The sequence below is a fragment of the Novosphingobium sp. SG707 genome, from assembly GCF_012275515.1.
GTDB lineage: Bacteria > Pseudomonadota > Alphaproteobacteria > Sphingomonadales > Sphingomonadaceae > Novosphingobium.
Map to the genome: position 1 here is coordinate 477,063 of NZ_JAAZQL010000001.1, position 23,891 is coordinate 500,953.

The window sequence follows — 23,891 nt, forward strand, 5'->3', positions numbered from 1 at the left end:
GAAACCTTTAATGGGCGCGGCGCAGCAGGCGGCCGGGCAGCGCGCCGGTGGGCTTGTCTTCGCGGTGGGTGATGATGCCGGACAGGATCGTGGCGGTATAGCCCCGCGCCTCCTGCGTCAGGCGGCGGCCCCCTGCGGGCAGGTCGAAAGAGGCGCGCGGCGGGTAAAGATGCAGCCGGTCATGGTCGATGACATTGATGTCGGCCTTCATGCCGGGCGCCAGAACGCCGCGATCCGTCAGGCCCATCACGCCCGCCGTATGGCCGGTCATGCGATGCACGACATGGGGGATGGAAAGCCTCTCGCCCACCCGGTCGCGCGCCCAATAGGTGAGCAGATAGGTCTGCATCGAGCCGTCGCAGATCGCCCCGCAATGCGCGCCGCCGTCGCCAAGGCCCAGCACGGTGTCATCCCGCGTCAGCATGTCGCGCACCACATCCAGGTTGAACCGAGTGAAATTGCGCGCAGGGAAATAGAGGATCGCCTGGCCCTCTTCCTCAAGCAGCAGATCATAGGCAAGTTCCGGCAAGGACACCCCGCGCGCGGCGGCCAGATTGTCGAGGCGGCGGCTTTCGGGCGGGGAATAGTCCGGCTCTGCGCCCATCGGATAGCACAGGTGGATATAGCGCATGAAGGCGGGATATTTCGCCGGGTCCAGCCGCCCGCCATATTCGGACAGGATTGCCGCGCGCGTGTGCGGATCACGCATCGCCGCCACCCGCTGGGCCAAGGGCAGAGCATCAATCGCATCATAGCTGGGGCAACCGCGAAACGGATGCAGCGTCAGTTGCAGGCCCATCAGCACGCCCACCGGACGGCCCACGACTTGCCCCAGCATATCGGCTCCTGCCGCGCGCGCGTTGGCGCAGGCCTCGGCGATTTCCAGCCAGCGGTCGGGCGCCTCGTCATATTGCAGCAGGGGGAAGGTGACGGTGTGGCCCGATTCCTGCGCGATGCGTTGCAAGAGGCGGAACTCGCTGGAAAAGCCATTGGCCGTGTCGAACTCGGATGCCGACATGAACAGCGCTTTGCCATGCGGGCGCATGGCCAGCGCGATGGTCATCAGCTCATCCTCGCTGGCGGTGGTGACGGGCAATTGCTCGCCGCCCGCCGTGCGATGGCCGATCACGCGGGTGGTGGAAAAGCCGAAGGCGCCCGCCGCCATGCCCTCGGCCACAAGGGCTGCCATACGCTGCATATCGCGGGTGGTGGCCGGTTCGCGCTTGATCGCCCGCTGGCCCATCACCCAGACGCGGATCGGGATATGCGGCACGGCAACGCCGAAATCGGCATCCATCCGCCGCTGTTCCAGCGCGTTCAGGAAATCGGGAAAGGTCGTCCAGTTCCACGGCAGCCCTTCGGTCATGACAATGCCGGGGATGTCCTCGACGCCTTCCATCACATCGATCATCTGCTCGCGCATTTCGGGCTTGCAGGGGGCAAAGCCCACCCCGCAATTGCCCATCAGCAGGCTGGTCACGCCATGGTTGGTGGAGGGCGAGAAATGGCTGTCCCACGTGACCTGCGCGTCATAATGGGTGTGGATGTCGACAAAACCGGGGGTGACGAGTTGCCCGCGCGCGTCGATTTCCTCCGCCCCCGATCCGGCGATCTGCCCGATGGCGGCGATGCGGCCATCGGCAATGGCCAGATCCGCGTCGTAAAGATCGCCCCCCGTGCCATCGGCCAGCGTGCCGCCCCGGATCACCAGATCATAATCGGCCATCTCACGCATCTCCCTTGGCGGGCCAGATTTCGGGCTGAACATGGGCATATTCGCCCGTTTCATACCCATTGGCGGGCCGCGCCAGCCCCAGCCGGTCGCGCAGCGTTGTGCCCTCATATTCCTTGCGGAACAGGCCGCGCCGCTGCAATTCGGGCACGACGCCCTCGACGAAAGCCTCCAGCCCCGCAGGCAGATAGGCGGGCGTAATCACAAAGCCATCCGCCGCCCTGCTCTCATACCAATGCTGCAATTCGTCCGCGATGTCGGCGGCGGTGCCTGCGATGGAGCGGCTGGTGCGCCCCGCCGCCACGCGCCGCGCCAATTCGGCAATCGAGAGATTCTCGCGCCGCGCAAGGCCGACCACCTGCTCCCATGTCGATTGTGACATCGTGCTTTGCGGCACATCGGGCAGGGGGCCATCGGGATCATGGCCCGAGAGATCAAAATTGCCCAGCAGCCCTTCCAGCTTGCCGATGGCGACGGGTGTGGGGATCAGCGCGTCCAGCTCGCGCTGGATGGCCTGCGCTTCCTCACGCGTGGGGGCAACAATGGGCGTGATCGCGGCCATGATCTTCAGGCTTTCCGGCGCGCGCCCGATTTCGGCCAGCAGATCATGCATTTCGGCCCGAAAGGCGCGGGCCGTGTCGGGGCTGGGGTGGGATGTGAAGATCACCTCGGCATGGCGTGCGGCAAAGCGTTTGCCCGTGTCCGAGGCTCCGGCCTGCACTAGAACGGGGTGTCCCTGCGGCCCGCGCGGCACGTTGAGCGGCCCGGCCACGGCGAAATGCTCGCCGCGATAATCGACCCCATGCAGGCGCGCAGGATCGACATAGCGCCCGCTCGCCTTGTCAGCCACCATCGCGCCATCTTCCCAACTGTCCCACAGGCGCTTGGCGGCCTGCACAAACTCCTCGGCGCGTTCATAGCGCTCGGTATGGCCGTAATGGGCGGCGCGGCCGAAATTATGCGCCTCATTCTCCATGGTCGAGGCCACCATGTTCCAGCCGATGCGCCCGCCCGAAATATGGTCCATGCTGCTCAGGCGGCGGGCCAGTTCATAGGGCTGGCTGTAACTGGTCGAGGCAGTGCAGATGAAGCCGATCCGGCTGGTGGTGGCGCAGAGATGGGCGATGATGCTGGCCGGGTCCAGCTTGGGCGTTTCCAGACAGGCGAAGGTCTCGGCGCTCTTGGCGGGCGGATATCCCACCGAATCGGCGATGAACACCGCATCGAACAGGCCCCTTTCCGCCGCCGCCGCGCATTGCCGGAAATAGGCGATATCGGTCAGCGCATGGCTTTGCGCATCGGGGTGGCGCCACCCGGCGATATGGCCGCCGGTCTGCATCAGGAAAGCAAGAAGTTTCATAGGGAGTGATTATGTTGTGCATTTTTGTGCATGCGATAAATCCCCATGAAATGTCCGACTATCGGAATTTTTCAGCGCGACGCCTTGATAAGATGTGCAAGAAATTGTGCAAGTGAGTGAATGGCGTATCGCCTGATCTCCTGCCGGATGGAGTGCAGGGGAAAAGGCGATGCGGCGTGCAAGGGCTGCACATGGGTGCATCTGCCATGCGCGCGGTTGGAAAGGGCGGATTCTATGCCGGATAAAAGAGTGCTGATCACCGGGGCGGGCGGCGCTCTGGGCATGGCCACGATGGCGCGCTTGACCGCGCAGGGCTGGCGGGTGGCGCCGGTGGCGGGGCGTCATGGCGCGCCCGATGCGCCCGGTTGGTTCGGCCCGGTCGATCTGGCCGATCGCGATGCCGCCGCGCAGGTGGTGGCACAGGCGGCGCGCGCGCTGGGCGGGCTGGACGGCGTGGTGCATCTGGCCGGGGGCTTTGCCATGCAGCGCCTGCTGGAATGCACGCCGCAGGACTGGCGCGCGATGCAGGCGGGCAATGTCGAAAGCCTGATCGCGGTGGTGCAGGCCGCCGTGCCGCATATGGCCGAGGGCGGGGCGATTGTCGCGGTGGGCGGCATGGCGGCGGCGCGCGCGGGGGCGGGGATGGCGGCCTATGCCTCGGCCAAATCCGCCGTTTTGCGCGTGGTCGAGGCGCTTGGCGTCGAACTGGCCCCGCGTGGCATTCGCGCCAATGCGGTGCTGCCGGGCGTAATCGACACGCCCGCCAACCGTCGCGACATGCCCCGCGCCGATCCGGCCAGATGGACCCATCCCAACGCGATTGCCGATGTCATCGCCTTTCTGCTCAGCCCGCAATCGCGCGCGATCAATGGCGCGGGCGTTCCGGTCAACAATCCCGCCGGATCTGCGGCATGAAGCCTTGGCGCGCGTGGAGCGCGGTGCTGATCCTGTGCATCGCGCAGGTGGTTTCGACGGTGGATCGCGGGATGCTGGCGCTGGTGGTCGATCCGGTGCGGCGCGATCTGGCGATTGGCGAGGTGGATATTGCCCTGTTGCAAGGCTTTGCCTTTGCGGTCTTTTATGTTTCGGTGGGGCTGCCGCTCGGCTATGTCGCGGATCGGGTCAACCGGCGGCGTCTGCTGTTCGGCGGCATTCTGGTGTGGAGCGCGGGCACCATCGCCTGCGGTTTGGCGCAGACATTTGCGCAGATGTTCCTCGCCCGGCTGGTGATCGGCGTGGGCGAGGCGGTGCTGGGCCCCTGCGCGGTGGGCATGATCGGCGAGATGTTTGCCCCCGACCGGCGCGGGCGGCCCATGGCGCTCTATGTGCTGGGCAGCATGGTGGCCTATGGCCTTGGTTCGATGGCCGCCGGCGCGGTGCTTCAGGCAGGCGCGGCGGGCGGTTTTGCCGGATGGCCTGGGATCGCGGATCTGGCGCCGTGGCGGATCGCCTTTGTGCTGATGGGGCTGGCGGGGCTGCCGGTGGCGCTGCTGCTGCTTTCCATTGCCCAGACGCGGCGCGCGAATAGCGCGCAGCCGCTCAGCCTGCCCTTTGCCGACATGGCGGCGCGGCGCGGGGTGCTGCTGCCGCTCTATGGCGCGGTGGCGCTGTTTGCGATGGGAGCGGCGGCGGCCTCGGGCTGGGGCGCGGCTTTGCTGAGCCGGGCCTATCATTATACCCCCGCCGATGTGGGCAAGCAATTGGGCGTGGCGCAGTTGGTCTGTTCGCTGATCGGGGCGGGATTGGCGGCGGTGATCGTCGACCGGGTGGCGCGCCGGGGCGGTACGGTCGCCAAGCTGCGGATGAGCGCTCTGCTGGCGCTGCTGACCATCCCGGCCTGCATGGGCTTTGTCAGCCAGAGCGGCGCGGGCGCCTTGGCGATCACCGCCACGGTCATGGCGACGAGCGCGATCTATGGCACGACGATGCTCTCCATTCTGGCCGAGGCGGTGCCGGTGGAGGCGCGCGGGCTGGCGGTTGCGCTTTATGCCTTTGTGATGACGATGATCGGCGGCTCGCTGGGGCCGTTGGCCGTGGCGACGCTGACCGAGCGGGTGTTTGCCGATCCGGCCCGTGTGGGCTGGTCGATGGCGCTGGTGGGCGGGGTTGCCCTGTCCCTTTCGGCCTTGCTGGCGGCGGTGGCCGCGCGGGCGCAGGAGAAATTGGATGCTTGTTGAAAAAGCCTATGCGCCCAGCCGTTTCGGCCAGTTGCATTACCGGATTGTTTGCCCGGATGGACCGGTGACACAGCCGCCCTTGCTGGTGCTGCATCAAACGCCCAGCAATTCCTATGAATGGATGCCGATCCTGCCGCTGCTGGCGCGGGGGCGGGTGGTGATTGCGCCCGACACGCCCGGTTATGGCATGAGCGATGCGCCGCCCGAGCCTGCCTCGATCCCCGATTTTGCGGGGGTGATGGTCGATCTGATCGACCATCTGGCCGCGCGCGGAGAGATCGCGGGCGGGAATTTTGATGTGATGGGCGCGCATACCGGCTCGATCATCGCGACCGAACTGGCGGTCCGCCTGCCTGATCGTGTGCGGCGCTTGGTGCTGTTCGGTCTGGCCGCCTATCCCGAGCATGAGCGCGAGCGGCGACTGGCGCTGCTTTTGGAGAAATTCCCGCGTCCCGGCGCTGATCTTGCCCATGTCGAACAGCTCTGGGCGATCTTTGGCGAGTTGGGCGATGCGCGCATGACCAGCGAACAGCGCCATATGGCGATGGCGGAATGTCTGCGGCTGGGTGCGCGGATGCCGTGGGGCTATATTGGCGTCTATCGCTATGATTTCCTTGGGGCGCTGGCGCGGGTGGAGCAACAGGCGCTGGTCATCAACGCGCAGGATGATCTCTGGGAGGTGACGCAGCAGGTGGCCCCGGTGCTGCGCCATGGGCGGCTGTGGCCTTTGCCGGGGCGGGCGCATGGGTTTCTGGCCTTTGACGCGGCCGAAATTGCGCCCGATATCCTCGGCTTTCTCAACTGATCGCAGCGGCCTCCTGCCTCAACCTTGCCTCGGTTGGCGCGTCAAAGGCGATGCCGATCACCGCGCAGGGCTGCTCCAGCGGATAGGAGCGATGGCCGCGCCCCACCGTGTCCAGCATGACCAGCATATCACCGGGGCGCAGCACGCGCCGCGCCCCATCGCCCGCCTCGATCGCCCATGATCCGCGCAGCACGATCGACAGGCCCGCCATGGCCGAATTGTGCCACTCGCCATAGCCCTCGCCGGTCCCTTGCGTGATGCCCCATCCGGTGGCGCCCGAGATGCCTTCCCAAAGACCGGCCTGTGTTTTGCGGCAGAGCGCCAGCGGCAGGTCGAGCAGGCGCGATCCGCCGTCGGCTGTGGGCATGATCGCGACGGCCTGATAGGCGCTCATCGAAACCACAGCCTGTCGCGCTCGCTGCTGTCGATTGCGGGGCATAGCGCCTTGGGCATCTGCACCGAGGCCATGAACGAACCCTGCGGCCCGGCGCGCGAGATATGGCCCTTGCCGCTGCAATCCTCGGCCATGGCGATGTCGCCATGGCGCAATTCGTGGAATGATCCGTCCTCCATCCCGATCAGCATCGTGCCGAAAATCGGGATCAACAGGGTCGGCTGGTTGGCGACATGAAAGCTGAAACCGGCGTTGGGCGCGGTGCCGCCGATGGAGACGCGCTCGGCCTCGCGGCGCAGGAACAGCGCGATTTCGCCCATGGCGGGGGCGTTGACGGGCAGGCTCTCGATCCGGCTCTTGCCGTCCGGTGCGGTGTAGAGGTGGAAGGCGCGGGCAAACCACGGGATCGGCCCTGTGCCATGGAAATCGAGGGGGAAGGGCGGCGGGCTTGGCGCCGGGGCCTGCGCGGCGAGCGGGGCGGCAAGGGGAGTGGCCATTCCGGCCAGAATCAGATGGCGCATCAGGGCGCGGCGCGGGGGGCTGGGTGGCGGGCTGAGCGGGGTGCTGGGCGGTGAATTATCGGGCATGCGGGCATCCTTTCTTGCAAGAGGAATGCATTGATGTGCATCATCCTTGCGGTTCCAAGATGCGGGTCGGACCCATCCGACAGGCGGATTTATGGCCGAGAAATGACGGAAATAGCGCGCTTCATGACCGGGCGATCCGCCGCTATGCCCATCGTCTTGGGCGATTTTGCACAGATCCGGCGCACTGATCCATCATCCGACAGGCGAATAGGCCCCACATCGTGCATCGGGAAAACGGATGGTGGTGCAAGTTTTGCCCATCCAAGGCGCAGGCATGTGCACATTCGTTCATGATGCCCACCTGCGCCGGGATGCCAACGGGCGAGCATAACGCCCGGCCAAACAGCACCAATGCCGGGGCGAAACGCAGGACCGCCCCACACAATTTTCCGGGATGAAAGCTGCCGCCCTGCATAGGGTGGCTTGAAATGAGGGGTTATCACCATGATGCGTTACCCACGACCGATCCGTTCTCTCTCCATCTACCATCTGGCCGCCTCCGCGCTGGCGATGGGCGCCACACTGGCCGCCGCAGGCCCGGCCCGGGCTGCTGAACCGGCCGCCGCCGATGCCGCCAATGATCTGGGCGCCATCACCGTGACCGCGCGCAAGCGGTCCGAGGATATTCTGAAAGTTCCCGTCACCGTGACGGCCCTGACCGCTGCGGCACTGGAACAGCGCGGCATCGTTTCGATCACCGATTTGGCCAGTTCGACGCCGGGGGTCAATGTCAACAACAACTCGTCGGGCCATGCCGACCGTTCGTTCCAGCAGATCGTGCTGCGCGGCTTCACACCCTCGACCACGCTGGCCACGACCACCTCGATGTTCATCGACGGCGTGCCGGTGTCCTCGCCTTCGCAGGTGACCTCGGTGTCCGATCCGGCGCAGGTTGATGTGGTGAAAGGTCCGCAAAGCGCCTATTACGGCCGCAACACCTTTGCCGGCGCGATCAACGTAACCACCAAGGAGCCGAAGGGCGAATGGGCGGGCTCAATGACCGGCATGGTCGGCACCCGCGCCAATTACCGGCTGCAAGGTACGGTCGAAGGGCCGATTATCGGCGACATGCTGACCTTTCGGGTGACGGGCGAACGGTTTTCCAAGAACGGTTCGTGGCGCAATGCCTATGACGGCAGCACGCTGGGCGACCAGAAGACCACCACCGGCACCGCGCTGATCGTGTTCAAGCCGAGCCCCAAGCTGACCATGAAACTGTTCGGCATGATGAGCGAGGACCGCGATGGCGCGCCTGCCCAGACGCGCCTCTATGGCTATGACATCAAGACGGCTTCCGGCGCGCTGGTGGCGGCCAATCAGTCCAACTGCACGCTCAATGGCAATTCGCGCGGGGTGCAGGGTTTTGGCAGCACGGTGTCCAACGCCTATATCTGCGGCACGGTGCCGGGCCTGATCAATCCGATCTCGGCCAATACGGTCAACACCGACGCCATCAAGCAGTTCCTCGCGCTGACCTCGAACCGGGTCATTCCGACCAGCGACAGCGTCGATGGCTATGGCCTGCTGCGCAAGAGCCAGCACGCGCATACGGCGGTCAATTACAAGATTTCCAGCGACCTGACCGCCGATTTCCTGGCCGGGTATAACCGCGAGGTCTGGTCGACGCTGATCGATCTGGACGGGTTCGATTCCTCCGGTTTCCCCTCGACGACCAATCCCAAGGGATATTACGATTTTCCCTATCTGGTCGAACGCCGCAACATGGACTGGTCGATGGAAGGGCGCCTGGCCTATAATCACGGTCCGCTGCGCGCGGTGGCCGGGGTCAGCTATCTGAAGGCCGACACATGGTCGGGCGGCGGCGGCGGCACGGGCGCGTTGACGGCATCGCTGCTGGTGCCGGGCGGCAAGAGCGAGAATCGCACCACGGGCATGTTCTTCGGCCTGACCTATGATGTCCTGCCCAACCTCTCGGCCAGCATCGAGGGGCGCTATCAGATTGATACTTTGGGCGCCTATGCGCGTTCGGGCGGTCAGACCATCGCGTCGAGCGCCTTTATCCCGGCGGGCACCTATGCGGGCAATGCGTTGCTGGTGCAGCAGACCTACAAGAATTTCACCCCGCGCGCGATCGTCAACTGGCAGATCAATCCGCGCACCATGGTCTATGCTTCATGGGCCAAGGGCGTGAATCCGGCGCAGTTCAACACCACCATTCTGGCCCAGTCCGCCTCGGTTCAGGCCGCTGCTCTGGCCGCGGGGGGGCAATTGACCATCGCGCCAGAAAAGATCACCAATTACGAAATCGGCATGAAGGGCAAGGCGCTGGACGGTCGCCTGCGCTATACGGCGGCGGCCTATTATGCCCAGTGGCGCAATCAGATCAACGCGATCACCATCGTGGCCGCCGATCCCACCACCTCCACTGGCTTCACCTTCATCAACACCTCGGCCAATTCGGGTTCGGTCGATCTTTACGGTGTCGAGCTGGACACCAACTGGAAGGTCAGCGACCTGTTGAGCATCGAAGCCAGCGGTGCGATGAACGGAAGCGATATCAAATACTTCCGCAGCACGACCATCAGCCAGTTGACCGGCATCTATGACTTTTCCGGCAAGGAAATGAAATATACGTCGAAATATTCGGCCAATATCGGCGTCATTCTGGGCGGTGACCTGAAGAATGTGGCCGATGGCAAGTGGTTCACCCGTCTCGACTGGAATTTCAAGTCGGGCATGTGGTCGAACGAGGCCAATATCGCCAAGACGCCGGACGCGCATAAGTTCAATCTGCACGCGGGCGTGTCCAAGGGACGGGTGGCTGTCGATGTTTTCGTCAACAACCTGCTCAACGACAAGACCTACAACTCGCTCACCGACAATTATGTGCTGGACCCCAGCTTTGCCCATTCGGCCTATTTCTCGGCCCTTTTGGTGGGTCTGCCGGATCTGCGCACCTTCGGGCTTCAGGTGAAGGTCAAGATGTAAACCTGTTCGGGGCGGGCCTTCGGGTTCGCCCCATTCCAGAGGAGGGCTTATGCCTGCCTATATTGTCGCCACGGTCCGCGTGCATGATCGGGAAAAATTCGCCGAATATCTGAAGGCTGTGGCAGGCGTTGCCGAGACATTCGGCGGCGAATATGTGCTGCGCGGCAAGGTGGCCGAGGTGCTCGAAGGCGATGTCGATCCTGCCGAACTGGTGGTGGTCCTGCGTTTTGCCGATGCGGAGCGCGCCCGCGCTTATGTCAATTCCCCGCAATATCTGGCGGGCAAGGCGCATCGCATCAACGGCGGCGGCGTGGTGGAATCGCGCCTCATCGCCTAATCGGCATATTGCGGGATGGCGGCGGGGTTGTTGGCAAAACTCAGCCCCAGCGTCGTCTCGCGCTCGATCACATCGCAGGCCAGCCAGATGCGCGGCGGCGGCGCCACATTCGGCCCCAGCCGCCCCGCCATGGTCGACACCGCCGTCTGCACCAACGAGAGCAGCGGCAGGTGGATCGAGGAGGTGGCATGGGAAAGCCAGCGCGATTGCGACGTGTCGCCAAAGCCGACCACCGAGACATCCTCGGGCACGCGCAGGCCGAATTCCTTGCGCGCCACATCGACAATGCCCACCGCCAGATAGTCCGAGGCGGCAAAGATCGCGTCGGGCCGATCCTCGCCTGCAAACAGGACGCGCGCGGCAGTGATGCCGTTTTCATAGGTCCAGCCCGTATCCACCCAGCGACACGGCGCGCTGCCGCCCGTTTCCATGGCATGGGCAAAGGCCTGCAATTCGGTCAGGCGGCGCGGATTGGCGGCAATCGCGGCGGGGCGGCTGCGCCCTTCCTTTTGCATCAACTGTGCAATGCTGCGCCCGATTTCCGGCCCGTCGATCCACACCAGAGCGGCGCCTTCGACCACATCCTGCCGATCGAGCACCACCAGCGAAATGCTGGCCGCGACGACCTTTTTGCGCACCGCCGCGCCCGGCACGGCCGAGAGCACGATGATGCCGTCAACCTGTTCATCGACCATGTCCGACACGGTCACGTCCAGCAACGCCAGATCGCTGACAATCCGCCACACCACCTCGAAGCCGCGCTGGCGCAATTCGTCCTCGAACATCGCGTACATATGGCAAAAATAGGGCGAAAACAGGTTGGCCATGATCACGGCGGCGCGCTTGGGGCGGCCGTGATTCTGCTGGCTGCTGGCCGATTGCAGGCGATAGCCCAGCGCCTGCGCGGCGGCCAGTACCTTGGCGCGGGTCTGGGGGGCGACGCTGGCTCCCGGCGTAAAGGTGCGCGACACCGCCGAGCGCGAAACCTGCGCCATGCGCGCCACATCGTCGGCGCTGACCTTGCGCCCGATGGCCTTGGGGGCGGTGGTTCGGACGGCGGGTTTGGAGGGGCCTTTGGGCTTCATGCGATCGGTTGCTGGTCCGTGAAGGGGTGAAGGTCTGTGCATCAGGCTTACGAGTGTTGCACGAATTGTCAAACCCGGCGGCGGTGATGCCCTGCGGCCGATCAGCCTTGCGCGGCTTCGGCCCGCAATTTGGCAGGCGCGCGCGGAGTGTCCGCCTGTCGGACAGGGGTAGGAAGGTGGCAGAATTGCACAAATTATCGCAATATTGTGCATCATGAATTGAACGGAATTGCGCAAAATTCACAATTCGCGCCCTACCTTTGCGGCAAAGGGCGCCAAGGAACCGGGCAAAGACGGCAAAAGGGCCGCCGCGCCTGCAACGACCCTCACTGGCCCGGGCCGCGTTGGCCCGGGTTCTTTTTGCTTGCGTTATACCGCGTCCAGAAAACGCGCCAGCAAGGGCGCGGTGGCCTGCGGATTGTCCTGAATCACCCATGCGCCGCTCTCGGGCACCACCACCGTTTCGCCCCGGCGCAGCACCGCCTCGGCAAAGGGGCGGAAACGCTGATAGGCCTTGTCGAACTGACCATAGACCAGCAGGGTGGGGCATTCGACCCGGCGCAGCGCTGCCTTCAGATCGGTCACGCCCACGCCGCGCTCGCTCGGCTGCAGCCAGAGATCGGCGGCCTGACGGCTCTGGATCCCCTCGCCGTTGATCGCATCGGCATGGACCATGCCAAAAGTGTTCACCAGCAATTCCGGCCCTGTGGGCATCGGATGGCCGCCCGCATCAAAGATCGGCTTCAATTTCACATCCACCGCCTGGCGCACTTCCTCCAGCGTTTTGCGCCCGCCCAGCGCGCTGGAAATCACCCCCAGTCGCCGTACGCGGTCAGGACTGGCCGCCGCCATGACCACGCCAAGGCAGCCCCCCAGCGAGGTGCCCATCACATCGACCACCGGGATCTCCATCTCGTCCAGCGCGCCAAACAGCATGGCCGCCGTCTCGCCCAACGTGTGGATATAGGGCGGCGGCCCCTCCATCCGCGATGCGCCATGGCCGGGGAGATCAAAGGCGATCACCTGACGCCCCTGCGCAAGGGCCGGGGCGACCTGCCGCCAGTCGGCCAGCCATCCGCCCAGCTTGTGGAGCAGGATGACGGGCGGAACTCCGGCCCGCGCTTCGCCCAAAATGGCGTAATGCAGCACGCCCCCGCCGCGCCGGATCTCGCCCTGTCGCGTCCATGGTCCGGCGGGGGGAACAATCGGCCCCGGTCCCTTCGGCGCAGCCCCCCTTGGCGCTGCGGCGGCCCCGCCTGCCATCATTGCGGCGCCCATTCCGATCATCTTGGCCATATCGCGGCGGTTCATCATCGCATTGCTCCTTATGCGCCCAAGCGCAGATCATCACGGCGCCACAGGATCGGCAAGACATCCTGCGCCCCATCGACCAATTCGCCCTCGGGCATCGCCTCCACGCCGGGGATCGCCGCCTTGTAGGGCGCATTGCGCCAGCGCACGTCATGCCCGAACAGGCGCACCGCCAATCCGGTGCGGGCCAGAGCGGGGCTGTCATTACCCTTGGAAAAATGGGGTGTATGCGGATGGAAGATCACCGCATCGCCCGGCTCCATATCAAAAGTCACAAAGCGGAAGGCGAAATCGGGATTGTCGCGCTCGGTCTCGAAATTAGGGCACAGGCCATCGGCCTGATCGGGGCGAAAGCCAAAGGTCAAACCCTTCTCCACGCAATGCCGGTGCCACCCGGCGACATATTCGATCCGGCCGTTTTCCTTGTTCACCGGGGTAAAGGCTGTCCAGATATTGGGCGCCATTTCTCCGCTGACCGGCCATGCCGTTTCGTCGCAATGCCATGGCATGATCGAGAGGCTGAGCGGGGGCTTCGAAAACAGATGATCGTGATACATGCGGATATGATCCGCCCCGATCACCCGGCCGGTGGCCTCGGCAATCGGGCTGTCCATCACAAAGGCTCGGAAATCGGGATCATTGCGCCACAGATAGCAGACCGAGAGCATCGCCCCGTTCGACGGCCCCAGCGTGCCGTAGCGCCCCGGATCGGCGGCAACGCGGGCAATGGCCGCCTGCATCCGCGCGATCCAATCCGCATCCAGCAATCCGCGCAGCACCACCACGCCGTCGCGCGCATAGGTGTCGATATGGTCCTGGGTAATCGCATAGGGCTTGGTCATCGAACGGCTCCTTGATTGGCGGCATCATGGGCCAGCGCGGCGGCGCGCAGGCGGGGGAAGAGTTTTTCGCCATATTCGGCCACGTCCTGATCGGGGCGGAAACCGCGGATCAGAAAGCGCGTGATGCCCATGGCGTAATAATCCATCAGCGCGGCGCAGACCTGATCGGGCGTGCCGACCAGCGCGGCCTGATTGCCAAAGCGCCCCTGCGCCAGATGGGTCACGCCCAGCCAGAGGCAGCGGTCATGGCGATGGGCGCTATCGGCGCTGGAAAGGATGGCATCGCCCGCATGGCTGGCCTTGGCGAAATTGCTGGGGCCTTGGGGCGCGGGCAGGCGCGCCATCATCGCGCGGAAATCGCGCAGGACGGCATCGGCCTTTTCCCATGCCTGCGCCTCGGTATCGCCAAGGATCACCAGCACGGTCATCATGAAGCCTATCGGGCGGCCATGGGCGGCGTCCAGCACGCGGTCGCGATGGCCCGCGATATGGGCCAACGTGTCGCCGCTCATGGCAAAGAGATCGGCGTGGCGGCCGCAGGCGGCGATGGACTCAGGCGATGTTCCGGCCCAACTGATGGGAATCGCGCCGGGCTTTACCGGGCTGAAGGCTTGATTGAAGCGATAGAAGCGCCCTTCGTGGTCGATGGGCACGGGGCTTTCCCAGATCCGGCGCATAATGCCGACATATTCATCGGCGCGGGCATAGCGGTCGGGCTTGGCGGTGAAATCGCCGTCGGCCTCCAGCTCCTTGTCGCTGGGTCCGGCGATGATGTGGACGGCCATGCGACCGGGCGCCAACCTGTCGATCGTGGTCAGTATCCGCGCCGCCATGGTGGGGGCGATGAAGCCGGGCCGGTGGGCCAGCAGGACTTTCAATCGCTGCGTCCCGGCCAGAACATGGGTCGCGATGGCGTGGCTGTCGGGCATCAGGGCATTGTTGGCGATCAGCACCCGGTCATAGCCTGCCGCTTCCTGCGCTCTGGCGCTTTCCAGCAGGGCGGCGGGGTCGAACTGGTCAGGCGGCGCGTGGTGGAGCGGTGTGCCCCGGTTATGGGAAACAAGGCCGGTGATTTCGACAGGCATGGATTGTCCTCTCAGGGCTTGGGCACGGGTTGAGGATTGTGTTGAATGTTCAGATGGTTGGCCACGCAATCGCTTGGCGCCACGCCATCGGGGCAGGAAGATGCGCGCGGTTTCAATGGCTCTTCGCGGGGCAGTCGGATGGTCATGGCCATCACCGGCGCGGTGCCGATGGCGCGGCTGGTATGGCCGCGCCCCGTAGTGTCGGCGGCCAGAACGATGTCGCCCGCGTGCAATTGCCGGATCGCGCCATCGCCAAGGCCCACCTCCAGCGTGCCGCTCAGCACCACCAGCAGGCGCGGGCTGGAGACCCGATGCCAGTCGATGAAGGTGCCGGGAGGGCTGACCCCGATTTCCGTGTCGGTGGTATTCAGACGCGCGTTGACCAGCAGCGGATCGGTGCCGGGCGCGCGGGGCAGGGTGATGGTGGAAAGATACGAGACACCGCCCGCATCGGCGGTGATCTGGGGAATGGTGATGCCCGATCCCTGCGCGCGGGCGGGCGAGGGGGCGGTGCCGATCACCATCACCATGGCCAGCGCGCCGATCGCCATGGTCGCGGGCAGACCCTCGCGCGGCACTCCGGCCATTTCATCGCCCGATGGTCGGCGCAGGAAAAGACAGGCCAAGATCGCGGCCAGCGCAGGCAGGATCGACATGGACAGGACGATGCCCAGCACCACGCCCGCGCCTTGGGCGCTGCCCGCATCGCGGGCCGAAACGAAGCCCGCATGGCTCATGATAGTGCTGAAAATAAACGTGCCAAAGGCGGCGGTGGCCTTTTCGACCATGACGAAAACCCCGGCCAGCGCGCCCTCGCTGTCGGCCATGGCGGGATGGGCGCGGGCGTGGTCCATCGTGTCGGTCAGCACGGTGTAGAGGCCGAAGAACAGGCCGCCGAAACACAGGCCCTCGGCTCCGCCCAGCATCAGCACCCATGGCATGGGATGGCCCGCGGGCACCAGATACCACAGCAGCATCGCGCAGGTTTGCGCGCCTGCGGCCATCATCAGCGCGCGGCGGCGGCCAAACCGGCCCGCAATCCGCACCCATCCGGGCTGGCTGACCATCATGCCCAGCGTCTGGAGCAGGAAGATCGAGGCGAGGCTCTTGTCCGAGGCATGCAGGACGTGGCGCGTATAATAGGGCAGCGCCGCGCCATGCAGCGTCAGCCCGGCAAACATCGTCACTTTAAAGGCAATCAGGCGGCAGAAAGGTCGATTGGCGCGTATCGCGGACAGGCCCTGTCGCCAGCTCAGGCGCTTTCTTTCGGGCGCGGCCTCCTCGCCCTCCAGCCCGTCGATCAGCAGGAAAGTGCCGATCCCGCCCGCCGCCACCAGCGCGGCCAGCACCAGCGCCAGCAACCCATGCGCCGCCCTGTCTCCCCCGAGCGCGGCCAGCATCCATGGCGCGGCCGATGTTGCCGCCAATCCGCCGAAGGAGGAGCCGTAGACGCTGAAAGTCATCAGGCGCGAACGTTGATGGAAATCCTGCGTGATCTGGCGCCCGATGGCCAGATAGGGGATGCGATAGAGCGTATAGGCGGTCGAAAAGACCAGCAGCGAGGCGCCCGACCAGAGCTGAAGCCCCGCGCCTTCCAACCCGCGCGGCACATTGAACAGCATCACCAGCGAGAGCGCCGCCAGCAGCCCGCCGCCCGCCAGATGGGGGCGATAGCGGCCCCAGCGCGTGCTGGTGGCGTCGCACAGCAGGCCGACCAGCGGATCGATGGCGGCATCATAGATCTTGGAGAGCACCACCAGCAGCCCGGCCGCGCCCATCGCCATGCCCAGCGAATCGGTCATGAAGCGCAGGTGGAGCAGCCCGACCGCCCCCACCAGCGCCGCCGAGGTGAAGGAGCCGAGGCCCCAGCCGATCAAGGCTTTGCGTTGCATGATAATTCCCCGGCATGGTGTGGTGGCGCCGGTGCGCCGCCTTATGTGCAATATGAATGCAAACATTGGCGGCGATTTTGCACAAAGAGCATCCTATCCGCGTGGCGGATTAAACCGGTGTGCCCACCCCCAGCACGCAGGCGATCAGCACCAGTACCCAGATGCATTGTACCGTGGGCCGCGTCTGGCCCAACACCTTGCGGATGGCGGCGTCGCTCTGGGGTGTGGCCCCCTGCGCCTTCATGGCGGCAATGGCGGGAAACAGCGGCACAAGTTGAAAGCGCACGATCACGCCCGTGGTCACACAGGCCGCCAGCACCAGCAGTTTGCAGGCGATGAAGAAGGGCATGGCCAGATGACCGGTCAATCCCGCCACACCCGATCCGGCCAGCAGCGCGATCATCGCATAGCGGATCTTGATGTCGATGCCGCGCGCCAAGGCCCCGCGCGGGCCATGGATCAGATGCACCGCCCAGGCCAGCGTCAGCCAGATCAGGCCGAACACCCAAAGTCCCGCCAGCGCCCATGGCGCGATGGCCAGCCAGCCCTTGGCCGCCGCCAGCGACAGGCCGGTCGGCAGCGTCAGGATCAGCACCGTGCGCGGGGCCATATCGATCCCGTTCATGATTTTCAGCGCCAGCAGGCGTTCGCCTACCGGCCTTTTTTCGTCCATCATAAAGCCCGCGCTGTAGAATGTGCCCAGATCCCCGCCCAGCCAATAAATCGGCACCAGCAGATGGAGCAGGGTGAGCAAGGCAAGCGACCAGTTCATGCAGATCTCCGAAATGGGCGGCGGGGGCGATCAACGGATTTCGTGCAAAACCCCGCCGCAATGTGCATGGCCATGCAATGCCGCCGATCCGCAGGGCAGCGCTTCAGCGTGGTTTTGGCCGTGTGTCGGTTAAATCCGACGCTGATGGCCGTAGTATTGCCGGTTGTGATGCAATAATTTGCAAGCAACGCTGCCCAATGCGCGGAGAGGCTCAGCCGCCGCGAAAGGCCTTACAGGAAGAATGGTGGAAAAGAGCATGTTCGACAGACGCGACTTTCTGATGAATGCCGGGTTGATCGGCGCCGGGGCAATGCTGCCGGCGGCGGGTCTGGCCAAGGGCGTGCTGGCGGCGGAAAAGGCCGATGTGGTGATCATCGGCGGCGGCCTTTCGGGGCTCAATTCGGCGCTGATGCTGGGCGATCTGGGGTTCAAGGTCGTGGTGCTGGAGGCCGGCGCGATGGTCGGCGGGCGGGTGAAAACGCTCGACACCAGCGAGGGCAAGCTGGATGTGGGCGCCAGCCAGATCGGGCGCGGCTATGCGCGGATCATCGATGCCTGCATGAAATTCGGGCTGAAACTGACGCCGGAGGACCGCGACCTGCTGCCCTTTGGCTTCCGTTACAAGGACCAGTGGATCGACCTGAAAACCTGGGCCGACAATCCGCTTAACAAGACCGTGGGCGAGGAGCGCAAGATTTCGCCGATGCTGATGGGTCAGGCGGTGACGAGCAAGTGGAACCCGTGCAAGGAATTGTCGGACTGGCTCGATCCGGCGCTGGCCTCGCAGGATATTTCGCTGCGGCAATTGATGGTGCAGAAGGGCTATTCGCCCGCCGCCATCGAATTGGCCTCCTATTCGGCGCCCGGCATCGGCATCGATGAAACCTCGATGCTGCGCATGTGGCAGGAGGAGACGCGCGGGGCGGCGGACCGGCGCATCGGCGGGCGCGAGCATGAACAGCGTGATCATCCCTTTGGCGAAACCAACGATCACAATGCCATCGACGGGCTTTCCTCGATCAACAATATCGTGGGCGGCACCCAGCAATTGCCCTTCGCCATGGCGGCCAAACTGGGCGATGTGGTGCGCTTGAACAAACGCGTTGGCCGGATCGCGATGAGCGACAAGGGCGCGACCGTGACCTGCATCGACGGCACCGCCTATCAGGCGCGCTTTGTGATCTCCAGTCTGCCTTTCTCGATGCTGCGCGATGTGGAGATCACCGGCGGCCCCAATCCGATCGCGCGTGATGCCATTGCCCATATGCCCTATGCCAACACCGCGCGACTCTATCTCAGCGTGGAAAAGCCTTTCTGGAAGGCGGACGGCCTGCCCGCCAGTTTCTCGACCGACGGGCCGATCGGCATGTTCTGGGGCATCGACAACCACACCGGCGAGGGCAAGCATCGCGCGATGGTGGTGATGGTGGGCAAGGTGGCGCAGGCTATTTCGCAGCGCGCCGATGCCGTGCCTTTCGTCCTGTCCGAACTGGAACGGCTGCGCCCCGCGTCCAAGGGGCTGCTCAAGGTGGTGGCCTATAAGGACTGGCTGCGCGATCCCTTGCAAAAGGGCTGCGGCTTCAGTCTGGCGCCCGGACAGGTCAACGCCTTTGGCCGCGATTTCATCAAGCCGTGGCAGGTGCTCCATTTCTGCGGCGAGCATACGCGGCGCAGCGATTACGGCATGGAAAGCGCGATGGAAAGCTCCGAACGCGTGGTGCTGGAGGTGGCCGAAAGGGCTGGCTGACCGGCTCTATCCGCTCGCCGGACAATGGTGACAACAGCGACTGCCCCGCGCCCGGCGCAGGGCAGTCTTTGCCCCCAAGAGCGCCGCGCAGGCGCAAAGGCATTGGGGAGACAATCATGACATATCGATGGTTTCTGGCCGGATTGGCGCTGGCTGTTTCCCCGCCTGCCATGGCCGCGCCGAAGGCGATCCGCGATTGCAAGGATGCATGTCCGGCGATGGTGGTGGTCCCGGCGGGCCATTTCATCATGGGCGCCGATGCGGGCGAGGCCGACCGGCCCGAAGGCGCGCCCCATCCCGTCACCATCGCCTACGCCTTTGCGCTGGCCACGCGCGAGGTGACCAATGGCGATTATGCCGCCTTTGTCGCGGCCACCGGCTATGCCTCCTCGCGCGGGTGCCGCAGCCTTATCCGCGCCACGGGCAAGGTCGAGGCGATCCCCGATGCCGATTTCCGCCATCCGGGCGAGGGCGCAGGCGATGGTGCGCCCGACCGTCCGGTGGTCTGCGTGTCATGGCGCGATGCCAAGGCCTATACCGCATGGTTGAGCCAAAAGACCGGCAAGCCCTATCGCCTGCCCAGCGAGGCGGAATGGGAATATGCCGCGCGCGCAGGCACGAGCGAGGAATTCCCGTGGGCAGGCGGCGCGGCCAAGGCCTGCGTCCATGCCAATGTGCTGGACGGCGATGGGATGGCCGATGGCGCGCTGGCGGTGTTTGGCGGGGCGGGGGGCATGGCGGCGGCTGTGCCTTGCCGCGATGGTTTTGCCGGGGCGGCGCCGGTGGGGTCCTATCCGCCTAATGCCTTTGGCCTGTACGATATGATCGGCAATGTCTGGGAATGGACGCAGGATTGCTATGTCGCGCCCTATCCCGCCGAGACCCCGCGCGATGGCCGCGCCTATGAGGTTTCGGGCGCCTGTCCGCGCCGCGCGGTGCGGGGCGGGAGCTGGATTTCGGCGGCTTTCCGCAACCGGGTGACATGGCGCGGGCGCGATCCGGAGGATCAGGTGAGCTGGATTTTTGGTTTCCGCGTCGCGCGCGATCTGGTGGACGGCAAATGAGCCGCGTGCTCAATCTCAGCCGCCGCGAAATGCTGCATGGGCTGGGCGCGGGTGTGCTGGCGCTGGGCTTTGGCTTTCCCGCGCGGGCGCAGGGCGTGGCGGGCTTTGGCGCGATGATCGCGATTGCGCCCGATGGCGCGGTGCATTTCACCTGCCCCTCGTCCGAAATGGGGCAGGGGACGCAGGAGACTCTGGCCCGCCTCGTGGCCGAGGAGCTGGATTGCGACTGGGCGCGGATGCAGGTGCTGCTGCCATGGGCCGACCGGGCCTTCATCAACCCCGGCATGGGCAAGCAGATGACGGCCAACAGCGCAACCACGGTGGGCTATTTCCTGCCCTTGCGCCGGGCCGGGGCGGCGGCGCGCGCGATGCTGATACAGGCTGGCGCGGCGCGCTGGGGTGTGGCGGTGGACCAGATTTCGACGCAGGCGGGCGAGGTGGTTCATGCGGCCAGCGGGCGGCGGCTGACCTATGGCGCGCTGGCGGCGGAGGCGGCGCGTCTGCCGGTGCCGGGCGATGTGGCTCTGAAATCCCCTGCCGATTTCCGCCTGATCGGGGGCAAAAGCCCGCGCAAGGATCTGCTGCCCAAGGTGACGGGCCGGGCCGAGTTCGGCGTCGATGTGATGCGCCCCGATATGCTGGTGGGCGCGCTGGCGCTGGCCCCGCATCCGCGTGCAAAGGTCGAGGCGGCCAATCTGGCGCAGGTGAAGGCCATGCCGGGCGTCGTGGCGGTGGTGCCGGTCGATGGCGGCTATGCGGTGCTGGCCCCGCGTTTCTGGACCGCGAAAAAGGCGGCGGAGGCGTTGAAACTGACCGTCCTTTCCTCGCCCGCGGCGGGGGTGGATGACAAGGCGATTGATGCCGCGCTGACCCGCGCCTTTGCGGAAAAGGCGCCGCTACCTTTTCCCGATTTTGATTTTTCCACCATGCGGCCGCGTGCGGGCGGGGGCGACAAGGCCGCCGTTCTCGCCGCCATCGCCGCCGCCCCGCGCCGGGTGGAGGCCGACTATGACGTGCCCTATCTGGCCCATGCCGCGATGGAGCCGTTGAATTGCAGCGCGATTCTGGCCGATGGACAATTGACCCTGCGCGGGCCGATGCAATCGCCAGAGGACGTGCGCGCGCTGGCGGCCAAAATGGCGGGCTTGCCGCTCGACAAGGTGCGGGTGGAGGTGACGTTTCTGGGCGGCGGGTTTGGCCGCAAATGGGCGACCGATTTCCCGATCCCCGCGATGCAGGCCGCGATGGCCGTGCCGGGGCGCTGGGTCAAACTGATCTGGACGCGGGAAAATGATCTGGCGATGGACCAGTTCCGCCCGGCCTATCGCGTGAAGAGCGTGGCCGGGATCGGCGCGGATGGGGCCTTGGTCGCGGTCCACAGCCGGATCGCGGGGCAATCGATCAACACCTATCACGGACGTCGCGGTTTTCCCGGCATGGCCGATCCCACGGCGGCGGGGCTGCTGATCTATGGCTGCTATGCCGCGCCGATGAAGCTGATGGAGTTTCACGAGGCCGATCTGGCGATCCCGGTCGGCTTCTGGCGGTCCGTCACGATGAGCCAGAACACGTTCTTTGCCGAAAGCTTCATCGACGAAGTGGCGCGGGCGGCGGGCCGCGATCCCTATGCCTATCGCCGTGATCTGCTTGCCGGTGAGCCGCGCATCCAGCGCGCGCTGGACAAGGCCGCCGCGATGATCGGTTGGGATCGGCCCAAGGCGAAGGGCGTGGGGCGCGGCATCGCGTTCACCTATAATGAGGGCCATGTCTGCGCGCAGGCGGTCGAGGTGCGGGTGAGCGCCGACAAGGGCAAGCGCAAGCTGGCGATCCGGCGGATCGTGGCGGCGTTTGATTGCGGGGTGATGGTCGATCCGGCGGGGGTGGAAAGCCAGATCAGCGGCGGCATCATCTTTGGCCTTCAGGCCGCGCTGTGGGGCGGGGTCTCCTTTGCCGACGGGCGGCCCCAGATCAGCAATTTCAACGATGTGCGCCTGCCGGGCCTTGCCGATGTGCCGCCCATCGAGGTCGCGCTGATCCCCAGCGGGGCCAAACCGGGCAATGCGGGCGAGGCAGGGACGCCGCCGATTGCCCCGGCCCTTGCCAATGCCATAGCGGACGCGGGCGCGGGCCGGGTGCGCCGCCTGCCTCTGTCGCTTCGTTTTGAACTGGAAAAAGCATGATCACGATCACGGTCAATGGACAGGAACGCAAGTTCGAGGCCGACGAGGAAACGCCCCTGCTCTGGGCCCTGCGCGAGGATCTGGGGCTGACGGGCACCAAATTCGGCTGCGGGGCGGGGCTGTGCGGCGCCTGCACCGTGCATGTCGATGGCGAGCCGATGCGCGCCTGCCAGATCCCGGTGAACATGGCGCAGGGGCGCAGCATCACCACCATTGAGGGGCTGACCCCGGCGCAGGGCATTCATGCGGTGCAGGCGGCATGGGTGGCGGCCCAGGTGCCGCAATGCGGTTATTGCCAGCCCGGCATGATCATGGCGGTGGCCGGACTGCTCAAATCCAATCCGCGCCCGGATGCCGCCGCTGTCCGTGCCGGGGTGACGAACCTGTGCCGCTGCGGCACCTATCCCCGGATCGTGGCCGCCATTGCGCAGCTCAGCTCAGGCTGATCCTGCGCCCCTGCTCGGCGCTGGCCATGCCTGCTTCCAGCACTTCCATCACGGCGATCGCCTGTTCGGCCGGGACGGGGTTTTCGCCCTTGCCGTGCAGCGCATCGGCCAGAGCCTGCCAGAACAGGCGATAGTCGCCGCGTTCATTGGGCACGGGGGCGGATCGCGACGGATCGGCGCCATCGGTGAAAGATCCGATGGCCGGGTCCAGCCCCCAATCCGGCCCGCCCGGCGCGGCGCCGCCCAAAATGGCCGGTTCCTGCGGGTCGATGCCCGGTTTGATCCAACTGCCCCCGGTCCCATGCACGGCAAAGCGCAAGGCATGGTCGGCGGCCAGTTTGCTGGAGCGCAGGACCGCGCGGCGGCCGGGATAATGCAGAACCACATGAAACCAGTCGGGCGCGGGCGCACCGGGGCGCAGCGCGGCCAGATCGGCGGTGACGGCATCGGGGCGGCCAAACAGGCACAGCGCCTGATCGACCAGATGCGGCCCCAGGTCGAGCCATGATCCGCCCGCGCGCGCCTCTTTCCACACCGCCGCGGGAACTGGACGCCAGCGGTCGAAATGGCTTTCGAAATGGACGATCTCGCCCAGACGCCCTTCGCCGATCAGCCGACGCAGGGTGAGGAAATCGGCGTCCCAGCGGCGGTTCTGAAAGGCGGTCAGCATCTTGCCGCTGATCCGGGCGGTATGGGCCATGGCGCGGGCATCGGCGGCGGTGGTGGCAAAGGGCTTGTCCACCACGACATGCTTGCTCGCCCGCAGCGCGGCGATGGCGTGCTGGGCGTGATAGTCATCGGGGCTGGCGACAATGACCAGATCCACATCGGGCCGCGCCAGCAGGGCGTCGACATCGGGCACGACCGTCATGCCCGGCAGGCCCGCATGGACCTTGGCCGGATCGCGCGAGACCACGGCGCGCAACGCCAGCCCCGGCGTCAGCGCGACAAAGGGGGCATGGAACACGCGCCCGGCAAGGCCATAGCCGATCAGGCCGACGCCAATTTCGCGCATCATTCATGCTCCTTTCGCTGTATCCTCTGCCCGGCCTCTAATCGCTTTGCCCGCCCGTGCCCAGAGCGTTGTGAGCCCGCATCGCCATCGGCCAAAGGGCGTTCGGGCACC

20 protein-coding genes are annotated in these 23,891 nt (G+C 65.6%); 9 read left to right on the plus strand and 11 right to left on the minus strand.

The features are described 5' to 3' along the window. Window positions 1-7: 7 nt before the first annotated feature. Together FHW92_RS01910 and FHW92_RS01915 are read right to left on the minus strand one after the other, a co-directional pair. Window positions 8-1,726, minus strand: a complete 1,719-nt coding sequence (locus FHW92_RS01910) for an amidohydrolase family protein (RefSeq protein WP_168601523.1) — start codon at window positions 1,724-1,726, stop codon at window positions 8-10. 1 nt (window position 1,727) lies between these two features. Then, on the minus strand, window positions 1,728-3,092 hold the full coding sequence (locus FHW92_RS01915) for an LLM class flavin-dependent oxidoreductase (RefSeq protein ID WP_168601524.1): 1,365 nt from the start codon (window positions 3,090-3,092) through the stop codon (window positions 1,728-1,730). A 234-nt stretch (window positions 3,093-3,326) separates the two neighbouring features. Between FHW92_RS01915 and FHW92_RS01920 the strand changes: the two genes are divergently transcribed. The 3 genes from FHW92_RS01920 to FHW92_RS01930 are packed head-to-tail and all read left to right on the plus strand — an operon-like array spanning window position 3,327 to window position 6,074. Continuing rightward, window positions 3,327-4,007, plus strand: coding sequence for an SDR family oxidoreductase (locus FHW92_RS01920; protein WP_168601525.1), 681 nt, complete (start codon window positions 3,327-3,329; stop codon window positions 4,005-4,007). Continuing rightward, window positions 4,004-5,269 (plus strand): MFS transporter, encoded by a 1,266-nt coding sequence (locus tag FHW92_RS01925; RefSeq protein WP_168601526.1) that lies wholly within the window; start codon window positions 4,004-4,006, stop codon window positions 5,267-5,269. The genes FHW92_RS01920 and FHW92_RS01925 overlap by 4 nt, the downstream gene beginning before the upstream one ends. Next, a complete protein-coding gene (locus tag FHW92_RS01930) occupies window positions 5,259-6,074 on the plus strand; it encodes an alpha/beta hydrolase (protein ID WP_168601527.1) in 816 nt (271 codons plus the stop codon). The genes FHW92_RS01925 and FHW92_RS01930 overlap by 11 nt, the downstream gene beginning before the upstream one ends. On the opposite strand, the gene FHW92_RS01935 is transcribed toward FHW92_RS01930, so the two are convergent. Both FHW92_RS01935 and FHW92_RS01940 read right to left on the minus strand, forming a co-directional pair. Further along, window positions 6,067-6,468, minus strand: coding sequence for a hypothetical protein (locus FHW92_RS01935; protein ID WP_168601528.1), 402 nt, complete (start codon window positions 6,466-6,468; stop codon window positions 6,067-6,069). The two genes, FHW92_RS01930 and FHW92_RS01935, sit on opposite strands and share 8 nt — an antisense overlap. Then, a complete protein-coding gene (locus FHW92_RS01940) occupies window positions 6,465-7,055 on the minus strand; it encodes a hypothetical protein (protein WP_168601529.1) in 591 nt (196 codons plus the stop codon). The genes FHW92_RS01935 and FHW92_RS01940 overlap by 4 nt, the downstream gene beginning before the upstream one ends. A 444-nt stretch (window positions 7,056-7,499) precedes the next feature. On the opposite strand from FHW92_RS01940, the gene FHW92_RS01945 reads away from it, so the two are divergent. Continuing rightward, window positions 7,500-10,004, plus strand: coding sequence for a TonB-dependent receptor (locus tag FHW92_RS01945; protein WP_246869857.1), 2,505 nt, complete (start codon window positions 7,500-7,502; stop codon window positions 10,002-10,004). A 49-nt stretch (window positions 10,005-10,053) separates the two neighbouring features. Then, entirely contained in the window at window positions 10,054-10,341 is a 288-nt protein-coding gene (locus tag FHW92_RS01950) for a DUF1330 domain-containing protein (RefSeq protein ID WP_168601530.1), read from the plus strand. Here FHW92_RS01950 and FHW92_RS01955 read toward each other — a convergent pair. The 6 genes from FHW92_RS01955 to FHW92_RS01980 all read right to left on the minus strand — a co-directional run bounded on the left by FHW92_RS01955 (window position 10,338) and on the right by FHW92_RS01980 (window position 17,328). Next, on the minus strand, window positions 10,338-11,426 hold the full coding sequence (locus FHW92_RS01955; RefSeq protein WP_168601531.1) for a LacI family DNA-binding transcriptional regulator: 1,089 nt from the start codon (window positions 11,424-11,426) through the stop codon (window positions 10,338-10,340). The two genes, FHW92_RS01950 and FHW92_RS01955, sit on opposite strands and share 4 nt — an antisense overlap. A gap of 369 nt (window positions 11,427-11,795) precedes the next feature. Continuing rightward, window positions 11,796-12,740 carry an alpha/beta fold hydrolase gene (locus FHW92_RS01960; RefSeq protein WP_168601532.1) on the minus strand — a complete coding sequence of 315 codons (945 nt, stop codon included), beginning with the start codon at window positions 12,738-12,740 and terminating at the stop codon, window positions 11,796-11,798. Window positions 12,741-12,751: 11 nt separating this feature from the next. Then, entirely contained in the window at window positions 12,752-13,579 is an 828-nt protein-coding gene (locus tag FHW92_RS01965; protein ID WP_168601533.1) for a phytanoyl-CoA dioxygenase family protein, read from the minus strand. Continuing rightward, window positions 13,576-14,664, minus strand: coding sequence for an LLM class flavin-dependent oxidoreductase (locus FHW92_RS01970; protein ID WP_168601534.1), 1,089 nt, complete (start codon window positions 14,662-14,664; stop codon window positions 13,576-13,578). Before FHW92_RS01970 ends, FHW92_RS01965 begins: the two co-directional genes overlap by 4 nt. Window positions 14,665-14,675: 11 nt before the next feature. Further along, window positions 14,676-16,556, minus strand: a complete 1,881-nt coding sequence (locus FHW92_RS01975; protein WP_168601535.1) for an MFS transporter — start codon at window positions 16,554-16,556, stop codon at window positions 14,676-14,678. A 109-nt stretch (window positions 16,557-16,665) separates the two neighbouring features. Continuing rightward, window positions 16,666-17,328, minus strand: a complete 663-nt coding sequence (locus tag FHW92_RS01980; protein ID WP_168601536.1) for a hypothetical protein — start codon at window positions 17,326-17,328, stop codon at window positions 16,666-16,668. Between the two features lie 256 nt (window positions 17,329-17,584). On the opposite strand from FHW92_RS01980, the gene FHW92_RS01985 reads away from it, so the two are divergent. The 4 genes from FHW92_RS01985 (at window position 17,585) to FHW92_RS02000 (ending at window position 22,765) form a co-directional block, all read left to right on the plus strand. After that, a complete protein-coding gene (locus FHW92_RS01985) occupies window positions 17,585-19,075 on the plus strand; it encodes an FAD-dependent oxidoreductase (protein ID WP_168601537.1) in 1,491 nt (496 codons plus the stop codon). A 116-nt stretch (window positions 19,076-19,191) separates the two neighbouring features. After that, window positions 19,192-20,139, plus strand: coding sequence for a formylglycine-generating enzyme family protein (locus FHW92_RS01990; protein WP_168601538.1), 948 nt, complete (start codon window positions 19,192-19,194; stop codon window positions 20,137-20,139). Beyond that, entirely contained in the window at window positions 20,136-22,319 is a 2,184-nt protein-coding gene (locus tag FHW92_RS01995; protein WP_168601539.1) for a molybdopterin cofactor-binding domain-containing protein, read from the plus strand. The genes FHW92_RS01990 and FHW92_RS01995 overlap by 4 nt, the downstream gene beginning before the upstream one ends. Beyond that, window positions 22,316-22,765, plus strand: coding sequence for a (2Fe-2S)-binding protein (locus FHW92_RS02000; RefSeq protein ID WP_168601540.1), 450 nt, complete (start codon window positions 22,316-22,318; stop codon window positions 22,763-22,765). Before FHW92_RS01995 ends, FHW92_RS02000 begins: the two co-directional genes overlap by 4 nt. Here the strand turns inward: FHW92_RS02000 and FHW92_RS02005 are convergent. After that, window positions 22,752-23,783 (minus strand): oxidoreductase, encoded by a 1,032-nt coding sequence (locus FHW92_RS02005; RefSeq protein WP_168601541.1) that lies wholly within the window; start codon window positions 23,781-23,783, stop codon window positions 22,752-22,754. The genes FHW92_RS02000 and FHW92_RS02005 overlap by 14 nt on opposite strands. Window positions 23,784-23,891: the final 108 nt, after the last annotated feature.